This is a genomic window from Acinetobacter sp. MB5, from assembly GCF_003261585.1.
GTDB lineage: Bacteria > Pseudomonadota > Gammaproteobacteria > Pseudomonadales > Moraxellaceae > Acinetobacter.
On sequence record NZ_POVU01000003.1, the window covers coordinates 232821 to 252811 of the forward strand.

General features: G+C 41.6%; 15 protein-coding genes. All 15 read right to left on the reverse strand.

Annotated elements, in window-relative coordinates; genetic code table 11:
* Positions 1–12 precede the first annotated feature (12 nt).
* Positions 13–639, reverse strand: a complete 627-nt coding sequence (locus tag C1A47_RS06220) for a hypothetical protein (RefSeq protein ID WP_111893487.1) — start codon at positions 637–639, stop codon at positions 13–15.
* Positions 640–801: 162 nt separating this feature from the next.
* Positions 802–1266 carry a hypothetical protein gene (locus C1A47_RS06225; protein WP_111893489.1) on the reverse strand — a complete coding sequence of 155 codons (465 nt, stop codon included), beginning with the start codon at positions 1264–1266 and terminating at the stop codon, positions 802–804.
* A gap of 29 nt (positions 1267–1295) precedes the next feature.
* Complete coding sequence (locus tag C1A47_RS06230; protein ID WP_111893491.1) at positions 1296–3410, reverse strand: TIGR02594 family protein; 2115 nt, start codon at positions 3408–3410, stop codon at positions 1296–1298.
* A 14-nt stretch (positions 3411–3424) separates the two neighbouring features.
* On the reverse strand, positions 3425–6679 hold the full coding sequence (locus C1A47_RS06235) for a type VI secretion system Vgr family protein (RefSeq protein ID WP_111893493.1): 3255 nt from the start codon (positions 6677–6679) through the stop codon (positions 3425–3427).
* 99 nt (positions 6680–6778) lie between these two features.
* On the reverse strand, positions 6779–7042 hold the full coding sequence (locus tag C1A47_RS06240; protein WP_111893495.1) for a PAAR domain-containing protein: 264 nt from the start codon (positions 7040–7042) through the stop codon (positions 6779–6781).
* A gap of 11 nt (positions 7043–7053) precedes the next feature.
* Complete coding sequence (locus C1A47_RS06245) at positions 7054–7821, reverse strand: OmpA family protein (RefSeq protein WP_111893497.1); 768 nt, start codon at positions 7819–7821, stop codon at positions 7054–7056.
* A 2-nt stretch (positions 7822–7823) separates the two neighbouring features.
* Positions 7824–8783: a type VI secretion system-associated protein TagF gene (gene tagF, locus C1A47_RS06250; protein WP_111893499.1), complete on the reverse strand. Its 960-nt coding sequence runs from the start codon at positions 8781–8783 to the stop codon at positions 7824–7826.
* Between the two features lie 35 nt (positions 8784–8818).
* Positions 8819–12640 carry a type VI secretion system membrane subunit TssM gene (gene tssM / locus C1A47_RS06255; protein WP_111893501.1) on the reverse strand — a complete coding sequence of 1274 codons (3822 nt, stop codon included), beginning with the start codon at positions 12638–12640 and terminating at the stop codon, positions 8819–8821.
* A 45-nt stretch (positions 12641–12685) separates the two neighbouring features.
* Complete coding sequence (locus C1A47_RS06260; RefSeq protein ID WP_111893503.1) at positions 12686–14122, reverse strand: hypothetical protein; 1437 nt, start codon at positions 14120–14122, stop codon at positions 12686–12688.
* Positions 14119–15117 carry a type VI secretion system baseplate subunit TssG gene (tssG, locus tag C1A47_RS06265; RefSeq protein WP_111893505.1) on the reverse strand — a complete coding sequence of 333 codons (999 nt, stop codon included), beginning with the start codon at positions 15115–15117 and terminating at the stop codon, positions 14119–14121. Before tssG ends, C1A47_RS06260 begins: the two co-directional genes overlap by 4 nt.
* Positions 15081–16889: a type VI secretion system baseplate subunit TssF gene (gene tssF, locus C1A47_RS06270; protein ID WP_111893507.1), complete on the reverse strand. Its 1809-nt coding sequence runs from the start codon at positions 16887–16889 to the stop codon at positions 15081–15083. Before tssF ends, tssG begins: the two co-directional genes overlap by 37 nt.
* Positions 16890–16900: 11 nt before the next feature.
* The gene (gene tssE, locus C1A47_RS06275; RefSeq protein WP_111893509.1) at positions 16901–17374 is read right to left on the reverse strand and encodes a type VI secretion system baseplate subunit TssE; all 474 of its coding nucleotides are present in this window, start codon (positions 17372–17374) and stop codon (positions 16901–16903) included.
* Positions 17375–17447: 73 nt separating this feature from the next.
* Entirely contained in the window at positions 17448–17951 is a 504-nt protein-coding gene (locus tag C1A47_RS06280) for an Hcp family type VI secretion system effector (RefSeq protein WP_111893511.1), read from the reverse strand.
* 49 nt (positions 17952–18000) lie between these two features.
* Positions 18001–19482 (reverse strand): type VI secretion system contractile sheath large subunit, encoded by a 1482-nt coding sequence (tssC, locus tag C1A47_RS06285; protein ID WP_111893513.1) that lies wholly within the window; start codon positions 19480–19482, stop codon positions 18001–18003.
* Positions 19475–19978 (reverse strand): type VI secretion system contractile sheath small subunit, encoded by a 504-nt coding sequence (gene tssB, locus C1A47_RS06290; protein ID WP_111893515.1) that lies wholly within the window; start codon positions 19976–19978, stop codon positions 19475–19477. Before tssB ends, tssC begins: the two co-directional genes overlap by 8 nt.
* Between the last annotated feature and the right edge of the window lie 13 nt (positions 19979–19991).

Genomic DNA, 19991 nt, shown 5'->3' on the forward strand with positions numbered 1-19991 from the left:
AAAGCCTTTTCTTCACTTAATTTCCTCAAAAATCAGGATACTATTTTTATTTTTACATAAAGATGTAATTGGATAATCAAATCCATTATTTTTTAAATACATAGAACACTCCAGAATCAATTTATTATCTTTTATTTTTATATCAATTATTTTTTCTTTATTATGTTCCAAAACAGTCTGTTTATTCTCGATACCAATAATTACTGAATTAGGTTTTAAATATGAAAATGGGGTTCTATCTAAAAATGGCTGCCCATCATCTTCATTCAATAAAGAGTTTATAATATAACCAGACTTATGAGTTCTTATTTTAAATCCTTTATCATTAAAAATAAAATCCACAGGCAACCATTCTTGATTTACTCCGAATTGATCTGTGTAAGTATAATAAATTCCACCAGTGTTAGATTTTATAAAATCAATATAAAATTCATCATTTGTCTTCTTATTTAAATCAGAAATTAGTGCCACCTTACCTTTATACCGATGTGATTTAATAGTTTCACACTGATCTAAACCATTACAAACCTGTTTAGCATAATAAATTTTTCCTGAAAAATAATTATCATCTACATCTTTAGCAAAAGAAAAACCTGAGAAACAAAAAAATAAAAATATTGAAATATTTTTAAAATTCATAGAATTCACCACTTTAAAAACCATATAGAAACATGTATTAACAGTTTTTTTTGCAAAAGGATTATTTTAAAAAATTTTCAGCCTTAATATTTATGTAACAATCAAAATTGACTATTTTTAAATTTTAACTAATGCAAGAATTTTAATAATTAATTATAAGTATTAATCACACTTACTATTCCACCCAGAATAATATCGACTATTTTTAAATCGATAAATTGCTTGTTTCTTACCTTTCTTGCTGTAATAGATTAAACTACCCTCTACAGGAACTTTACAATCAGTCGGCATATCAACCATTCCTAGCCAATCAGACTGAGTAATCATAAATTCGTTCGTATATTTCTGACCTGTTGTATAGAAATCCTGTACTAAAAATCCTGTATTAACCTTTCTAATAAATTTTCGACAAAAGGTAGCTTCATTTCTTTTTGATAGTTCAGGTGGACCATCTTCTTGTTTCTTAGCACAAAATAGTGTTACATCAGGTTTTAATTGATTGATTTGATCTTTTGGAATAATACAAGCCAAATATGAACCATCATTCTGTCGTATACAATCCGATTTGGCATTTATAATTTGGGAATTTCCAAAAAATAGTAATGCAATTAAAAGTTTAACTTTCATAAAACTAATACTCTCCTTTTCAAATTATATTAACGTGTTGCATTACTATCGTATACAGGAAAACCTTGTTCCTTAAGATTTTTTAAATTTTCTTCAGAAGCAATATTAATTACTCCATGAATCTCTTCATAATATTTTTTTGGAAGATAGTACTTATATGTTGTAATTGATCTACTATCAACTGTAATCATGTCTCCTTGGTTACCGCCTAGTCTAATAAAATTAGCTGTTCCGGAAATACCTAATACAAAACAAACATGTCCATATCTTTTATCTTCTTCGCTTGTCCAAACTGCAATTGCTCCATAGGCTGGCTTTGATATTTTCACAAAACTAGAATCCCACTTAAATGATTGTGATGATGCTAAAGCTTTACTCATTTTATAATTTGTTTCTTTTAAACAATAATTAACAAATGAGGCACACCATGGATTCTTATCTCCAACCATTGTTTTATATCCAGATTTAACCATCGTATGATAGTTATCTACTTTTTGAATTTCACCTTCTTTCTTTCCTTTCCACTGCTTTGCTTCTCTTATCGCTATTTTCATCCAAGGAGCTATAGATCCCGAGATTAAAGGTGTTGTCTTAGGTTTAATTGAGCAACCATCCAAATAATTACTTTTATAATTCTCACCATCTTTTAAATAATGACTTACTGCAATTGCTATTTCAGATTTCATGACCTTTCCATCTTTAACACCTTTTTTTACTGCATTTCCTTTGTCATCTATAATATATCCATCCATATTATTTTTTGGAAAAGCATTGACCCTTTTCTGTCTAATAGACTCTTCCTCTCCTTGTGGTATTTTCGATATATTATCTGCAAATACAACATGGTCAGGTTTTCCTGATGATACTGGAAATAATACTAACAAGTAAAAATCAATAAATTCTAAATTTTTTCCTTTTTGAGGTTCAAAATATTTTTTTACGTAATCCAAATATTGTGCAGGTGTTAATTTTGCTAATTGTTTTATTCGCCTCAACTCAATATCAGGCTTTCCTTTTTTGGGCTTCCCCCAATAATTTGTTACTTTTTCTATTATTGGCTCTTCACCAGTTATAGCTCTAAAAGTCTTAGGCATAATTTGTATCAAACCAGTGCCACCAGAATTCGATTGATTTGGGGCATCTGCTCTGAAAGTAAATCCACTTTCCCAAGCGAATACAGCCATCAGCATATTTGCCATTTTGATTTTCTTTTCCTCTCCCCAAAGTTCACTAGCAATAGCCACTACCTTTTTACGAAACTCACAATTTACTTTAGCTCCCCATATCAAATCATATTGCTTACATACGCATCCTGAAAGACTCGCAACAGCAACTGGTTTCTTGTTTTCATTATGCTCTTGCTGTACTGCTATTTTTTGAGGAGTGGCTGTCGTAGTAGCTACTGTTGATGTTTTTTTTGCTGCGGTAGGTTGCTGTGTTTTTTGTGTAACAGCTTTTGATGGTGTTGGGCTTGGTTGTACTTGCGGCGAAGCTGACTTATGTTCAACTTGCGTGGTTGATGTTTGCTGCTTTGCTTGTGGCGTAGCCGTTGTACTCGATGAAGAACCACCAGTAGACTTACGATCTGAAATAACATGACCTGTTGTCTTCTTTGCAGGAGGAACTTTAATCACACTATGTTCATCTAATTTAAGTACTGCATTATCATTGCTTTCACCTAGTTCTATCGCCTGATTTTGATAGATTTGGTTTGGTGATTTAATCGAAGGATTTAAAGCCAATAAAGCAGAGACTGTCGTATGGTGCTCTTTTGCAATTTTAGAAAGCGTATCACCTTTCTTGACTTTATATGTACCCCGCCAATACTTCCCTTGATTTCCCTGTGGTAGTAGAGTCACATCAAATTTCATTTTAGGGCTTATCATTTTTACCTTAATATTCTTATTTGGCGTGTGAATTTCCCCAATTTGCTTCATTTTTTGATCATGTGCTTTTCGCACAAATACCGTAAGAATATTTCCTCCCACATATTTAAGGGAAATCTCACCCTGAGCATTGGTCATGCCCTTTTTCACCATATCTTGCTGATTTTTGATTTCATAATACAAATTGGCAATCGGTTTATGCGTCAAATCATGCAAGATGAAAGTAATATCGTATAATTTATCTTTTGCTACAGTCATTTTAAATTAAAACCTTATTCTCTTGTTTCTTCTGAACTATCTGTATCTTCTTGTTCTTCTATTTCTAAGCCCCAAGACATATTGGTATCAACAAATACCTCTGAAGCTTCGGAAGTTGCTGATGTAATTCGGGATGTCCTACCATTATCATCTAAACTTCCTGTAGAAATTCGCCCATCTTTAAATTTTGCAGTATAGGTGAGTTGAGGTAGGTCAAAATCCCAAAACAAATCATAAACATCTAAACGGTTACTAAATAAAGGCGTATTCGGCAATGTCGGAACTTCATAAGACACCTTTTCCCCACTGGTAAACACATGCTGTCCTGCCTTACTCTCAAACTTGCCTCCCGTCGTTGCAAATACCCCATCACTATTGATTTTGAGTTGTGATCCACCCGCTTTTAATGAAATCTCTTTCGGGCTAATGATTTCGATTTTGTCTTCGGTTGATATGAGCTTGATGACTTTACGAGCAATCACTTCAATCGCATCATCCTGTGCTTGTAGCTCTAGCTTGCCTTTACCCGCAAAAGCCTTAAGCCCTTGCTCCGCGGCAAATAGGCTGATTTTGCTTTGTGCCTGTACCACAATATTTTTTTGGGCACTTAAGTTGATATTGGCTTGGCTTCCTTGAGCAATATCTTGTGAAGCTTGCAACAAGATATCTTCTGGCGTGGTCAGTGCAATACCATTCGGTGAAGCCAGCAGCATAAGTGCCTGACGAAAGAGCTTGCCCTGTTCCTGTTTGGCTTGACTATTACTCGTTTCTAAACCTTGGGTATACCCCTCCATAAAACCCTGTATCTGCTGCAAGGCCTTATTTGGGGTAAATTCATTGAGTTTCTCAAACGAACCACACGTCATATATTTTTCAGGATCAATCTTGACTTGTTCAATGATGTTGCCCAGATCTCCCAACACTTGTAGAGGCTGGTCGTTCACTTTAGCTTTTAAACTTGCCAGCTTGCCTTTTAAGACCTCAGTACCCTGCTCCTCAAGATTCTCTATAGTTTGTTTTAAATTGCTGATAGCCTCTTTGGAATCCGTAAACTGGCTCTTAAATTGCTCAACAATACTTTGTGTACTACTGCCAAACGCTCCCATTTCCTGCACAAAACTGCCACAATTTTTCAAAGTCGAGAGAGGGTCACTACTTAAACCATTTTTAAATAGATCAACTGTACTATTCAAAGCCTGTTGGGTATTTTTGATCTCCAAGGATTCAATAAACTTTGGCAAGCGTGACAGGACATTGAGCGCATCGGTCTGTTGCTTTTCAGCAACCTGACTCAGCACTTGCATACTGTCATGCCCTTGTTTAAGCAATGATTGGGCTTCAGCCGCCGCAAGGTGATCGGCAACTGCCTGATCTTGTGCATAGGTAGAAATCAGTAACCCTTTGCCTGCACGCATTGCGCCCCACTGGTCAGTACGCAACTCAAAGCCCTCACCGCGTCCATCACTGCTTGCCTGTTCTTTCGGGTGGCTGAGATTACCGAGATTTAACTGACTTGCTCCATGACTGCTTTGTAACTGGACACTAATTTGTCCTGTAGTGTCGTCAAAACGCAGTTGGTTAAAGCCTGAACCATCGACTTCTTGTGAGCGAATGCCGCTGAGTTTTTTGGTCTCTGGCAGTTGTCCTTTAACATCAAAACGGGTGGGATGACGTTCTGCTTCATGAATACGCCCAAGGACAAAAGGTCGATCCACATTGCCATCAAAGAAATCAATCACCACCAACTCGCCTACCCGTGGCGAGAATCGTGCGCCATAACCTTCACCCGCCCAAGGCGTCAGCACATCGACCCAAGCCGAGTCGGTATCATTGTCATTGCTGCCTGCACCACCATCATGGCTATGATCATCGCTACGGGTAAATAAGAAACGAACTTTAATCCGTCCCCATTGGTCGACATGTATCGTTTCACCTGAAGGACCAACCACACGGGCATGCTGTGGATAAGCACTAGGGCGATGTTGTAGTGGATCATAATCTGGGAGCATGCGAATTTGGCGACGTACCAAAGTTAAATGATTGCCCTGACGTTCCTGCAATGACCAATGACTTTGTTTAAACAGTGCATCGACTTGAATTTGTAAGTCTTTCGGTAAATTATTCTGCTGATATAACTGTTTGCTATAGATCAGAAATTCACGGTCACTACCACTATGCAGATCAATTTCAGGATGCCCTGTCAGTTCAAACCAGTATCCCACCTGTGCATCACGTACGGTGGTTTGTGCCTTAAAGTATTTGGCTTGTAGTTCCTGATAAGCACTGAGTTGCTGATTGAGCTTGTCAATTTGACTGGCGCCCGATGCTGTACTCTGATCTTCTCCATTTAAGTCACTAATCCAAGCAGGACTAATGCTCCATGCCTGTTCGAGACTCAGTTCTTCATTACCTTGTAGTTCACTATGAATATGTGCGCTGAGGTTTGAACCACTGGCATCGTCCTGACTCAGTTGATCGGCTTGCCAACGCTGTATATGCACTGCGGTGGATTGTAAATCACGGTGGGCAACCAGACTGGTCATACTGTCGAATAGTTCAGTCGCACTGCTACGATGGAAACGAATATTCTTTCGCGTAAGTGCAGTAAAAGCGCTGTTGTCATCAATCAGACGTAGCTTTTGGGGCTGAATTTCGCCACTGATTTGAGCAGAGAATAACTGCGTTTCATCTATCAGCCAGTTAATGCCTTCGCTACGCCACAAACGTGTCAAAAAGTCATAATCCGTTTCATTGGACTGCATCACAAACGGGCGAATATCCTCATCCTGCTTTAAGCCTGAACTGTCCAGACTCAGACTCGCAGCAAACAGTGGGCTTTTACTCTGCCACTCTTTAAAAATGACATCGCTAATTTCCGTGACACTTTTATTCATAAACACACGACTATTACGGCGCTTATGCCAAAGACTGGTGGCATCTTGTAAGGTCAATTGATAGACCGTCAATGCACCATCACTTTGCCCTTGAGATGCCGAAGTGATGATGCCTGTGGTACGAAACAGTTGCCCCATATCTGTGACTTGATCAATCGCAACCTGACAGCCAATAAACTGCTTTAAGCTCAAACTGGCATTGGTCGACAGACAAAAAAGTTGTGCGGTTAATCCCTGATTTAACTCATGTTCACCCTGCATGCTTTGCAGAAATACCTGCGAATTTAACGCGGTATTTGAAAACTGGATATGCAAGGCACGCTTTTGCGTGTTTAGCCCCAGTTGCTCTAAAACTTTATAAATCGTATTCAGCATATTGTTATTCGTTTAAAAATGATTTGATGTTCAATTCCTTGTGATTTTCTTTTCCCCACAAAAGAAAAACGCCAAGACTTAAAATATGGGCAAGCAAATTCACTGATTAATCACTGAGCTTTGTTTTTGAAGTAATTTACAGCCACAAGACAGACTATCATTGACTCTTGCTGCCGCCTTGCCCATCACCTGCATGTTGGGATCACCTGAAACAATCGTGGCTACGGTTTTATGCAAAGGGCATGTGGCTTTATCGCCCACACAGGCCACTGCAATACCTTCGATCACAAAAGCACTGTTGCCCGAAATCACCACACCACCACCCGTCGTCGGGCAACCCATCGTGATATATGCTTTTGACATGACAGTTTTCCTTAGAGCACTTCAAATTCAATACGGCGGTTTTTACGACGACCTTCAGGGGTTGCATTGTCTGCAACAGGTTTGTTTGCTCCCATGCCTTCACTACTCAAATTCGTAGCGGCAATGCTTTTGCCAATCAGATAGGCTTTGACGGCTTCGGCACGTTCCTGACTGAGTTTCAGGTTTTTGGTCGCATCGCCTGAGCTGTCGGTATGCCCAATAATTTTGACTTTTTTATTGCCCACTTTATGTAATGCCGTCGCCATCTCATCCAAGATCGATTTACCTGAATCAGTCAATACAGAGCTGCCTGATTCAAATTCAATAATGCGGTTCTTTAAGGCTTGATCGACAATGCTTTGCTCTGCCTGATTGGCCTGTAACTGCTGAGTAAAATGATAGGGGCTTGGAATTAAACTTTGATACTGCTGGACTAAAGGCTGTAATTCATTGGGATTACTGACTTTTCCAGTCAGTTGAACCTGTGTGCCTTGCACCGTTAATTTGCCCTGACTGACCTTTTTCAGATCGGGGCTAATTGCCTGAGTCACGGTATTGCTCCAGTCACTTGGGGCTGACACGGCACGAACCTGTATCTTATCTACAACTTGGTCTTGCCCATAGACACTACGCATTTTGTTTAAAATGGATTGTTTGGTGGTTTGATCAGGAACAACCCCCTCAACCACAACAGGCTGCGCCCAAAGGGCACAACTACTGAACAATGCGCCTATTAAAATAAGACCACGCAGTAAAGCGATTTTGTTGTTATTTGGCATAATTATTCATCTAAAAAAGTCTGTCGAAAAAGTTTTAAACCTTGATTAAGTCCCATCTGACGCTGGCACAATAGCTGTTCCAAAGTGGCCAAACCTGCATTCTGCTCTAAATAGCTGTCAATCCACTGTGCATCAATCAAAGACACCCAATGCTGGCTATGCATGTTGTCCGTGAAAATATCACTCAGTGCCAAAATATCCGCACCTTGGAAACCAAACATCAATACAGGTTGTTCACGATGTAAAATCCCGATCAGTACTTCCGTATTGTGCTGCTGAATAAACTGGCTAATCAGGTTGACCCAAAATGCAGCAATCGGATAACAGTGTTCACGGTTGTGAATCGGCAGAATCAGAACCTTATTCAGGCGACTGGTTCCATTTTTCAAAATGGGTTGTAACAACAAACCTAAAGCCAACATGCTTTGCGCTAATTGATAGACATTCAGATTCAACAATTGTGCAAAGGAGTGCATGGTGTGATGCTCATAAAAATCTTTGCACTCTTGCTGAGTCAACACCGTCACTTGTTTCGGCAAAGCCTCCAGTTGCTGAAGCAGAGCTTCAGCACTCTGCATGTATCGCAACAAGCGGTTACGCTGTTGTAAATCTTCAAGGACAGACTGATACAGATACGGTGCAAAATTCAGGTTGTAATAGGGCTGTTCCACATCTAGCAACTGACTCAGCACCAAAGGAAAGCTCCGCCCTGAACTGTCTTCACTGGTCAGTAAATTTGCCACCAGAAACATATGCTCTTGCGGATTGGCAATAAAAAAATCCAGTGTCGGCAATGCCGCATAATGCTGTTTAAAGTCAGGATGCTGCATTGCATATTGCAGTGCTTCCTTGAGCCACTGATCAATCACCTGAATCAGTGAATATTGCCCCTGTGACTTAAGAAAGTCACCACGCGCAGGGCTTTTTCCATAATAAAGCGGGATACTTGCTAAGGTCTGCATGGCTTATCCCTCCACTGACTGTGATTTCAAAATCATTATGGGCTTCCTTGTACTTGTTGTGGTTGTGCCTGAGGCTGTGGTTTCGCAGTTGGAGCAGGTGCTTGCTGCGCTGCCACCACACGCACGGCTTTATCCGTTGTGACCTTATCGACCAGTTGTAAGCCTGCGTAACCACGGCTTGAACCAATCGCACCAGAACCACCTGCACCGCCGCCGCTGACCAAACGGAAGTTCACTTTCACATAAAGATCAGGGTTTTGCTTACTGCGCCAAACCATCTCGAAACTGCCATTGAGCTGTTTACGCTCAGCACTGTCAATTAGACGGTTAATCCCGTACTCACCTGGTTCATCAAAAATGGTATGGGTCTGACCTTGCAGATCCACCACGGTAATTCGTGCGCCAGGAATTGCTCCTTTGTTTGGCCAAATAAAGTTGACCCATTGCTGAATGCCGTTCTCATACACCATGCGCTGCCCATCAATCTCAATGCTGTAAGACAGAAGCTGTGGATTTTGGATTGGGTAGAACTGGAAGTTCGATTGCGCTGGTGCAGCGGCGGCCGCAGCAGCAGAAGGCGCATTTAACTCGCCTGTTGCCATGCCGTTGCTTGGCGCAACATAATTTTGGAAGTTGGCAACAAACTGTGGGTTCAGACTAATGCCCAAATCTTTCCATGTTTTTGAGGTCAAGTTATAACCACGACGAATCACCAGTGGATCAAGATTCTCTTTGACATAACGTGCAATTGAACCATTTTCACCAAAGATCTGGCTAATTTCGTTACTGGTTGCCTGTAAACTTGCCGAACCATTAAACGGATATTTTTTGCTTAAATTGGTGCTAAAAGGTTGATAAGCCTGCATCATCCAAAGTTTATTGAGTTCATCCTGTGCGGGTGGTAACAGACTTTCAAAAGATTGAGTGAGTGGGCTGACCAACAGTTTTTGCATTAATTGCTGATCGACATCGTTTAGCCCCACCATGATCTTTTCATCGACCTGTTTTTGCGTCTGATTAAACACCGAGTTTTGGTCATTGATGGTTTGTTTCACTAGGGCAATCGCACTTGGCCCGACTTCACCTGCACTTTTCAGATCATTAAATTTGCTACGGACTTGTGACAGATTCGTCATGTATTCATCCAGTAGTGATTTATTCTGCTGATCGTCACGTTTACGTACCAACTGATAGAACATTTGGAACTGCTGGGAAATTGCCCCTTGTGCCTGATTCATGGCTTGCTGCGACAATTTTTGCTCTCCCTGACGCAACACTTTACGTTTAAACCACGCAATAAAGCCTTTTTTCGGTGTCGCCAATTCCGCCTGAACAATCGGATTGTCCCAGTTGGTTTCGATCGCAATACGTTCCATCATGGTTCGGATTGGTGAGTTTTCAGGTTCACCTAAAACATCCATATAGCGAATCTGCTGGGCAAATTGCGGTGCTTTGGCATAATGCACACCATTGAGGAATTTTCGCCATTCAGCAATATATTCCTGTTTATACAAATCAGTAAGTTGCTTGCGAATCTGGCTTGGGCTTCCAGAGAAAGTGAGATCATCCGATTGACGGCTATTCAACACCCAGTCTTTGCTGTCAGTTGGTTTATTCGCTGCATCCTCAATGGCTTGCTGCACATATTCAGACCATGCTTTTTGGGTAAACATGCCTGGTAAGGCATAACTGCCTAGCACGACATTCTTATTGTTATCCCCCACAATTTGCGCCACGGTTAAGGCAGGATAACGCACCGCTGCACGCATTTTAATTTCGTTATAAACACGGTCACGTGCAGGCATACCACGGATCACAGACAATAAGACCTGACGGGTTTGGTCAACCAAAGTACTGTTGGCATCCAAAGTCGGGAACTGTGGATCATTCGCCAAACTCATCGAATACGACAGAATCTGCTCGGCTTTTTTGATCATGTCATCGCGTGGCATTTGCCCTGCATTGGCATCGAGCCATGAACGCCAGAAACGGGTCACCTGATCACTCAAGTGTCCTGCTTCCATATACTGATGATTACTCAGCATCAGATAGGCTTTCAGTGCATTGTAAGCATCTTGCGGGTCGGTATCAGATGCCTGTAAATACTGCTGTGCTTTTGCCGTCGGCTTAATTTCAACATTGCTATGATTGGCTTTCAGTACAGCTTCATTATTTTTAACGCGCTGTAAATATTCAGCGATATTTTGCTGGGTCGGTTGCAGGACGATTTGCTGAATGCCTTTTAAATATTCAGCTTTCAACTGTTCCCGTAACTGATTGCCCTGATACAGACCAAAGCTATATTTTAACGGGCGATGCTCAGCAAACTCATCCAGTTGTTCTAAACGGTTTTGCAGAATCAGCAAGGCATCTAACTGGGTTGACAGATTTTGCCCTGAGCTTTTCTCCATCTGAGCGACTTGCGCCATGTCTGCCTGTACATCGGCAATCAGTTGCTGATTGTTACGGTACGACCAGACCCACGCCCCAAGCACAATCGACACCCCGATCAGTGCCCCCATAAAACTCAAATAACGCTGACGTTTTTTATTCGGATTAATATGCTGCTTGACCAAGTTACGGTCACGCAAAATCACATCGGAAAATAAGCCTTTAATAAAGTAACCATGATTTTGCCCATAGACTTTTTGCGATGCTGCCTCTCCTGAAATAGAATGAAGCTGAAACTCTTGCGCAATCTGTTCGGTCATCGGGCTTTCCACAATCCCCTCTTGCAAGGCACTGGTGAAATAAAATCCGCGAAAGACAGGTTGGAACTGATAAGGATTGTCTTCAAACAGCGTGGACACAAAACTCTTTAATGCAGGTTTAAGTGTTTTAAACTCGAGGGGAAACGTCATAACACTCGGTGAAATGTTCTGAGAATGACGGCGACTTAAATGCGTCATGCTGACACTTTTCAGCCCGTCATACAACAAGTTATAGTGCTGTTCAAACACATCGGCGGCATTTTGCGAAGAGTTCTTTTCATAAGGCAAAGTTGCCCCCCAAGCCTGATTGTATTCTTCGGCATCATAACAATCGAAAAACTCGGTAAACCCTGAAATCAAATCAATTTTTGAAAAGACCACATAGACAGGAACAATCACTTCCAAACGTTCAGTCAAATCCTGAATACGGGCACGTAGATTTTTTGCCAGTTTCAATGAACTTTCAGGGCTTTGGCTAATCAGCTCAGCAATACTGACCGTAATAATCAAACCGTTAATCGGCGATTTAGAACGGTTTTTCTTGAGAATATTTAAAAAGCCCAGCCATTCGGAATGATCTTCGGAGTACACCGAATAGCGTCCTGCGGTATCCAGTAACACGCCTTCAGTCGAAAAAAACCAGTCACAGTTACGTGTTCCACTTAATCCTGCCGACATCATTTGCTGATGACTTTCTTCAAATGGGAACTTCAAACCCGAGTTATAAATTGCCGAGCTTTTACCCGCCGCAGGGTTACCAATAATCATGTACCACGGCAATTCATACAGCGCAGCATTGCCTTTTTTATCACCTAGTTTTGATTTACGGATCAGCTGGATCGAGTCTTTCATTTGCTGATGAATCAGCTGTAATTCTTCTTTGTTATTTTGTTGACCGTATTCAGCCTGTGCTTCTTTTTCAATGGCTTGAGCCAGTTCTTCACCTTGTTTAATGTGACGGCGACGCTGAATCAGCCAGTAAATTCCATAGCCAATCAGCACTAAAATATAGGCCGCCAACAACGCCCAAAACACATAGTGCGGCACATAGTTATAAGCAGAAATCAGCGCAATCAATAAAGAAAGCGCAATAATCGCTTTCGGATTGGTGATGTATTGCCACAAATAGCCCAAAATCGTATACATTATCTGCTCTTATCTTTAATATTTAGTAAATTCATAAACTTAACCTTATGCCACTTCTGTCAGCCTGAGTGCCTCTGAATGCAGCAAAACATGACTGTCAGGATGTTTCAGGTTCGTGACCAGCGCCATACTTTCAGCCTGAATCTGTAATCCAAGCAATACCCCATAAGCCTCTGCTAATGTTTGGCTACTGCCAACGCTGCCATGCTGTAACAGATAGTGCTGCTGCTGAATTGCGGTTTTGGCAAAGTGTTGTTCTGCTTGTTTGACTACTTTTGCCTGTTTCATATCATCGAGTAGCAACACAAAAGGCTGCTCCGCCTGATACTGCGGCAAATCTGTCCATGCTGTTTGCGTGAAGACTTCACTCAACTCAGGTTGTGCACTGGCAATCGACAAAAACTGGAGTGCTTTGAGATCTTGAAGCTGCAAGTTTGGCTGAGCGATACAGCAACTGGCAGCAAACTCGGCAGGGACATAATGGCTCTGTTGCCATGTCTGTTCATCGAGATAATCCTGATCAATCTCAGAGTCAGCGACCAACAGTAACGTCACCCACGTTGAGTTTTGTGCGGCACGTTGTAACTGTTTAAGCGTCATGCTGTAGGCTTGATCTGCATCGACAAAATGATAATCAAGCTTCAATTGATGTGCTTCAAACCCGAGGGATTGCAAGACCGATGTCAGTGCTTCTTCACTTTGCGACTGATCCCAAGTCAATGCCAAGTTATCAGGCAAGATCAGCTGTACATGCAGCCCATCTAAACGACTCACGGCTTGTGGAGCAAGCACTTCGGTAGAACTCTCGGTTGATGCAGCATTGGGATTGACCCAAGCTGGGTGCATGCGATATTCAGTGGACTGCTTCCCGTCATAAAACAAGGTCGACTGCTGAAGATGCTCCGCAATCTGCCATAACACGGTGCTATGCTGTTCAAGCTGTTGCTGAATCAGCGCTTGAATCCGTTGCTGACGCAAAGACAACCAAGAAAACGGTTCATCCTCATCTTGTGCCGTGACTTGCTGATCTAGATCGGCAATGCGATAAGACAAAATCGGCAAGCCATGTGCATTACACAATTCTGAGTCCAGTTCTGCACAAGGGAATTGCTGTAAAGCTTCAATAATGCTTTGATCTTCGCCCAGACCACTCCATGCATGTGCCGAATAAATCTGTACGGTCTGCCATTCAGTTTGGGCTTTTTCTGGCAATGCGGCTTGCTCGGCTTGTTGTTGCTGTTGCAAAATTTGCTGCTGTTTTTGTTGTTTAAGCGCTGCTTGCTTATCCTGATGAGCACGATATGCTCGGTAAATCAGCCAAGGGGAAAGTAAAATCAGAGTGATTGCAACGGGCAATCCGAGAAAATATAAAACAAAATCAGTGGCACTTGGACTATATTGCACATCACGCCAATACAAAATTACCAAAGCACTCACTGCAATAAAAACAATGACTAAAGTTGCTAAGATTTTCTTGATCATGCTGCTGCTCCAACTAATGCATAGCAGGTTTCATCATTATCAACTGTCGCAGGTTGACTGAGCAGGAATGCCCCCTGCCCCAAACCAAGAGAAGTGACAGTGGCAAGTTGTAAGGGCTGAATATCGGCAACATCTAAAATAAGGCGAACATCGACGAGCAATGTTGGGCTACACCAAGTTTGCAATAAATGTTTGAGTTTCTGGCTCAGTGGCTGCTCAGGTAAAAATTCAAGATAATGCTGATGCTTCATCGGGCCAATCTGGATTTCAATTTTTCCGTCCATTTGGCGAATGCTTTCACCACAAAAACTATTCACGCCAAGTTGAGTAGGTTGCAATCCACCTAAACAACTGCGCTGTTCATCGCTCAAATAAAAACGTTCCGTAATAAATTCTTTAATCTCAATCGGCTGTTTAAACACACAGTTCAACACTGTACGTAATGCATGTGCCGTATTGTTTTGCCCCTGCATCAATCCTGCAAATTCTGCAAAATATTCGTCCAGTTCAGACTGTTGATGCTGATCACGAACATAACCATTTAAAGCATGCAGAATATCCAAATAGTCATTTTTCTGTTCAATCTCATAACGCACAGGTAAGTTATAGGCCAAACTGGCATCAACATATTGCGCAGTTAGGCTGTGATTAAACAGATCAAGAAAGGCTTGAGTTTCCTGACGTTGCTGACGTGGGCTCTGCCGAATTTTATGCGTATAAGTATAAGGTAACGCCCCTTGTGTGCCCGTCAGCCCAACCAGTAAATTACGGATTTGGATCTGTTCATCTTGCAGCGTTAAGGCTTCTACTTCACTCGCTGGGAAACTCAAACTCAGTGACGTACCAAACTGAAATGCATCTGCCCAATGTTGCGTATCGAGTTGATAAGGCGCATGCCGCAATAAACGTGTCGCCTGAATAAACTCAAATGCAGTTGCCTGCTCGAAGATCGCTGCAACTACAGAAGCGTCTTGCCACCAACGTTCTGAACGCATTGGTATAACTCCTGCTGGGTTGCATGATCTTGAACCACCACATCAACAAAACTGTTGATCTGAACTTTTAAATTAAAAATGTGGCTCAGCATTTGGCTAAACAAATACAGACTATGTCCACGGAAAACACGGCTATCGATACTGAGCTTGGCTTTTACACCACGAATAAACATCGGGAAAGGCTTGCTATCCACCAGTTTATGCACCAAGAAAAATTCGACGTGTTTAATCGCATCAATCAACAAATGATTTTCTTTGGAATTCGGTAAGTTATATAAACTGAGCAACTCTTTAAGATGTGTGACGGTATCCCCTTTCATCAAAGCCAAGGTATTCAGTGACAAATGCGAAATAATCCGCCACTGTTCTTGCTGATTTTGCTGAAAATACTGTGGTAATGTCGGACGCTTCAATAACACGGCACGGCGCGCCAAACTGCTCTCATTCAAATTCAAAATATTATTGGTTTGTCCCAGTGCTTCATGTGGCAAATCCCGATTGGAACACAGCAATTTGGTACTGATAAAATCCGACTTGGTGGCATAAGGCTCAAGACTTTTCGAGATAATCGAATATCCCATTTCGATCAGTTCAGACTTGAGTTGCTTCGGGTTCAATGCATAAAAAAACTGATCGCGATCTTGTTGATAATGGCTCATCGCAAAAAAAGGCAATACAGGTGTATAGCTTTGTTCCTGATCGGTTTTTTCCCGAATCATATGCATACCCAAAATTGAATACACCTGATAAAACTCAGGGTGATGGACATCGGTAATCAGTGGATATTCGAGTTGCTGATGATTGATCTTTTGCGGTTCAGCCTGCTTCTCAAACAGGTTGACTGCTGGGCTGGTGAACAGTTTGAAATTGGCAACATCCAATTCAGAATAATTACGCACCAAAGCTTGATCATTGAGATTCAGTTTAAAATGGAGCTGTAATTCAAACTCGCGATGCTGTTTTAAATGGGGTTTTAATGCCGCCAAATTCAGATTGAGATAATTGAATTTCTCAGGAAAACAGAAATATTCCATCAGCAAACGATAAGCGTGGTGCGTATGCTGATCAATCGGCAAAAGACTTTCACTTTCCTCAAATCCCATCACACTAAACGGATTGGCAATCTCAATACGTTGCTGTCCGATTTTTAAAGAAAATGCAGTCCCTTGTTTAAAAATACTGTCGAGAACTTGCAGTGGAAAGTGTGAAATCGCATCCAGATAAATCGGCAAATGTTCTTGTGTCATCCATGCTTGAGCATCGCTATAGATCGCAAATTTAAAACTCAGGGTCGCATTTTGCTTGAGCTGCAAATGAGCACTGGGTGCGGTACTAAAGTTTAGATCGGCCAAGCTCATCGGCAACAGTCGTACCGTCTGTGTGGTATTAAACTCACATTGCACCCCTTTAATACTGCGGGATTTCAAGGTGGTTTGAGCAGGAATGATATGGGCTTCTGTCAACTGTTTAAGTTTGCTTGGGTCTTCAAAACTCACCACCGTACAGGCAGGAAATGGGCGCAAATACTGCGGAAACATCACCTCAAATAAAGCTCGGGTGAATACATCGTAACTGTCGGTCAGTTTTTTATCGATTCGTGCTGAAACCAGCGAAAATGCCTGAATCAAACGCTCAATATGTGGATCATCGATTTGTTCTTGATTTAAAGACAGTCGCTGGGCAATTTTTGGGTATTTTTGTGCGAATGCCCGCGACTGCTGTCCAAATTCTTGTAGTTGTTTTTCATAGTAGGGTAAAAGATCATCAATCACAGTAGACCCGCTTAATTCCGTGTAGAAATTACATATTGTTGTGTTGTTGGTTTTAATAAAGCATCAAAAATGACAGGCTCATATAACGGGTGAATGTTTAAATATGCTTGGATACTTAAACACAATGACCCCATATTGTGCCCGTCAAGTAACATCTCTACTTTGGCTTGCTTTAACCGCGGTTCATGGGCTGCAATCGACTGTTCAATAGACTGGCAAATCTTGTCCCGATCTAGCGGATTGGCTGTCGACAACCCCACAAAATCGATAATGCCAAACTGCAAAATGGACTGACTCACCAATGGATACTGGCTCATGTCCTGATCAAGTTTTGCAACGCGACTATTGAGTAAATCCTCCAGATCACGTGCCACCGATTCACGCAGTTGCTGAATCGACAAACCTTGCACATGGTCATGTTCTGGGGTCAAACGGTCGAATAAAGTCGAACGAAACCCATAAGGATACAGATGATCTAATTTCATTTTAGTTATAAATTTTAATTAAATAGAGATTAACAGCATGCTGTTAATCTCTATAACAATCAGCTCAGTCCAATTACGCTGCGTAAGATGCAGTGTTGTTAGAAAGAGACCATTTCTTGGTTACAGCACCTTTCGCTGTACCGCTAATGTCTTGTTGGTTATATGTCCACTCAACCGCAGCATATTTCAAACCAAAGGCTTCAGTCGGCACACCTTCTTCATTCACGTTTGGCGTTACGCTAGAGACAAGAACGTGTTTCAGTTTGATTTGTAAGTATTTAATGCGCTTGTCACCATTGGCACGGTAAAAGTCGATCTGTACTTCATCAAAGGTATAACCTGCTGAACATGCTTCCCAAAGTTTTGGACTGGTTGCATCCAAATCTTTAATAAACAACATGTCAGAGTGCTCAACACGTTCTGCGGTGTGACCACCTACGCTACTTGAAGTCGCTGATTTTGGTTGGCGAATGTTGTGTGACCAAGAATTCACTTCTAACCAGTCTTTATGTTCTGAGTCACGAGATTCGCCGTCAACTTTGTATTTGCCACGAAACTGGACGTAGATGTCTTTCATTTAGGAATTATCCTTTTTTAATTTAAAGTTATTATGTAGTTGGCTCTAATTAGTTAGAGGGCTGAGGTAACTCAGCAACAAGTCTCAAAGAAACTGATAACTCGTCCAACTGGAAATGCGGTCTTAAAAAGACCACGGATTTGTAGTGACCTGGACGAGCCGGATCTTCTACAACCTTGACTGATGCTTCACGCAGCGGGTACTGCGCTTTGGCTTCTTGCGAAGCCCCATCATCAAGCAAAACGTATTGCGACAACCATCCATTTAAAAATGCTTCGACATTCCCCGCGGAAGCAAAACTTCCAACTTTATCGCGCATCATGGCTTTTAAATAATGGGCAATACGCGATACCGCCATGATGTATTGAATCTGGCTTGACAGCGCAGAATTCGCATTCGCCATATCGGTATCGTATTTTTTTGGTTTTTGTGTCGACTGTGCGCCAAAAAAAGCCGCATAGTCCGTGTTTTTACAGTGCACCAGTGGAATAAAGCCCAGATCACTGAGTTCTTTTTCACGGCGGTCGGTAATCGCAATTTCAGTTGGACACTTAAATACGACTTCACCATCGCTGGTTTTAAAGGTATGCACAGGCAAACCTTCGACCAAGCCACCCCCTTCGACACCACGAATTGCAGCACACCAACCATGTAGGTCAAAGGCGTTGGTTAAACGTGTGGCAAAGGCATAAGCAGCATTCATCCACAAATATTCACCGTGATTTTGACCAGAAACTTCTTCAACATAATTAAAGCCTTCAGTTGCAGTCCCCTCTTTTGGATGGTATGGCAAACGTCCCAAAACATGCGGCATGGTTAAGCCTACATAACGGGAATCTTCACTATCACGGAATGAACGCCACTGCACATATTCAGCGGTTTCAAAAATTTTCGATACATCGCGCGGACGGTCAATATCGGTAAATGAATCCAGACCTAATATGCTTGGGCTAGCTGCTGAAATGAAGGGTGCATGTGACGCTGCTGCAACATGGGCAATTTGCTCAAGCAGATACATGTCTGATGGTGTACGGTCAAACTCAAAATCACCAATCAAGGTTGAGTAAGGTGCACCACCAAATGAACCATATTCTTCTTCGTAGATTTTTTTAAATAAGGTACTTTGATCAAAATCAGTTGCACCCTGAAAGTCTTTCACCAACTCTTTTTTGGTGGTATTGAGCATGCGAATTTTAATCAGGGGATTCGATGGCGTTTCCTGACAAAAATAATATAAACCACGCCAAGTCGCTTCAATTTTTTGGAATTGTTCATGGTGCATAATTTTGCTGAGCTGACTGGAAATCAGGTCATCAATTTCTGCAATCCGCTTGTCAATTGATGAGGTCATGTTTTCCGATACCACAATCGTGCCTGCCATGACTTCTTTGGCTAACTCACTAATCAAACTCTTTGCACGAACATGTTCTTCGTCATTACGTGCGATTCGGCTTTGTTCCACAATCGAGTCAAGTAATCCCACCTGTTCAGCATTTACAGCACTCAGTGCTGACATTTGAGCATTACTCATCAGCCACCTCCGCGCTTAATTTACGCACTTGATCTGTATTTTTCAGTACATCATCCAACAAGTCTTCTAAGCGTTCACTATTAGAGATTTTGTTACGTAAATCGGTCAAACGCGCACGCGCCTCAACCAACTTGCGTAAAGGATCAACTTGCTGAGCCACATTTTCAGGACGGAAGTCTTCCATCGAATTAAAAGTCAAATCCACGGACATGCGACCACCTTCTTCAGTCAAGGTATTTTCAACCTGAAAGGCTGCACGTGGCGCAAGTGACTCCATCACTTCATCAATATTTTCAAGATCAACATTAACGAACTTTTTGTCTTTTAATTTGGTCTTTTCCAGTTCAGATGCCGCAGAAAAATCCCCCATAATTCCCACTACAAACGGGAGTTCTTTTGCTTCTTTTGCATCGCCAATTTCAACATCATAAGTCAGCTGAACACGTGGTGGACGGATACGTTGCAGCTTTTTCTGAACGCTTTCTCGTTTTGCCATGATTTTAATTTCC